We start from the raw sequence: 1,259 nt of genomic DNA on the forward strand, positions 1-1,259 counted from the left end.
GCGCGGACGGGACCTGGACGAAGGTGCTGGATCGGCTGCGGGCCGAAGCCGATGTCGATCCCGGCGCCCTGGATGAGGCTGGTGCGTGGCAGGTCGCGGTGGACTCCACCGCTGTGCGCGCCCACGCCGACGCTGCGGGCGCTCGTCACGAGCCACCTCGCGACGTACCCGCTCAGCTGCTGGAAGACCTGGCAGCGGCGGTACCGGCCGGCCCAACCCGGGGCTCCTCGGGCTCACTGCCACCAGGTGAGCGCTCGTCGTCGGCTGGTGCGTCTTCCCCCGCTACCCGCCCTGAGGACGACGCCACCACGACCGGCTCCGGTGGGGCCGCAGATGGTGATGGCGCTGGTCGCGGTGGTGCTGGTGACGGGGCCGCGGGGGGTGAGCGCCCAGCACGAAGGCGAAGAGGCTCAACTCGAGCAGCGACGCGCGCAGCGGCGTCAGCTGCGGGTGGTCTGTGAAGGCGCCCGAGCCCGCGAGGGGCTGGGCCGCTCCCGCGGTGGGCTCACCAGCAAGATCCATCTGGCCGCGGACCGGCGGATGCGGGTCCTGGCCCATGCCGTCAGTCCCGGGCAGCGCGCTGACCCCCGTGGCTTCGACCCGGTGATGACCCGGCTGCGGATCCTGCGCAAGGGTCCAGGACGGCCGCGCACCCGCCCCGACGTGCTGCTGGCTGACAAGGCGTACTCCTCAGCTGGGATCAGGGCTCATCTGCGCCGTCGTGGGATCAAGGCGGTGATCCCGGTCAAGGACGACCAGGCTGCCGCCAGGGCCAAGAAGGGCAGCCGTGGTGGGCGCCCGCCGGTCTTCGATGAGGTCACCTACTGCGACCGCAACACCGTGGAGCGGGCCGTGGCCAGGTTGAAGCGCTTCCGCGGGGTGGCGCTGCGCACCGACAAGCGGCTGTACGTCTACAACGGCACCCTCACCGTGGCCGCCATCAGCTTGTGGCTGCGTGACCTCACCCGTCAAGCTCGCTAAACTGTTTGGAGCGTGATTCGGTGCAGTCCTTTCTGATATTGGCCTTGCTGGCCGCCACGGTCTCCACCGCGGGTCTCATGTTCGATCACAGGCGAAGGGTGAAGACGGGCAAGTCGCGACAGGACTTTCGCCTGACCTTTTGGATCCAAGCCATCGGTATCGCGCTCTTTGGTGCAGCCCTTTGGTTGGCCCTGTCGGGTTCGTGAGTTCAAGTGGATGACACTGCAGACCGGCTGGCACAGCCGGTTAGTATAGTTTGTGTCTCGCCCCGACTCTGA

General features: G+C 68.6%; 2 protein-coding genes. Both read left to right on the top strand.

Annotated elements, in window-relative coordinates:
• Window positions 1-321 precede the first annotated feature (321 nt).
• Window positions 322-981 carry an IS5 family transposase gene (locus FHN55_RS21940; RefSeq protein WP_180358015.1) on the top strand — a complete coding sequence of 220 codons (660 nt, stop codon included), beginning with the start codon at window positions 322-324 and terminating at the stop codon, window positions 979-981.
• Window positions 982-1,001: 20 nt separating this feature from the next.
• On the top strand, window positions 1,002-1,187 hold the full coding sequence (locus tag FHN55_RS21945; RefSeq protein WP_139714538.1) for a hypothetical protein: 186 nt from the start codon (window positions 1,002-1,004) through the stop codon (window positions 1,185-1,187).
• The last annotated feature ends 72 nt before the right edge of the window (window positions 1,188-1,259 follow it).

This window comes from Streptomyces sp. NP160 (assembly GCF_006335115.1).
Classification (GTDB): Bacteria; Actinomycetota; Actinomycetes; order Actinomycetales; family Quadrisphaeraceae; genus Quadrisphaera.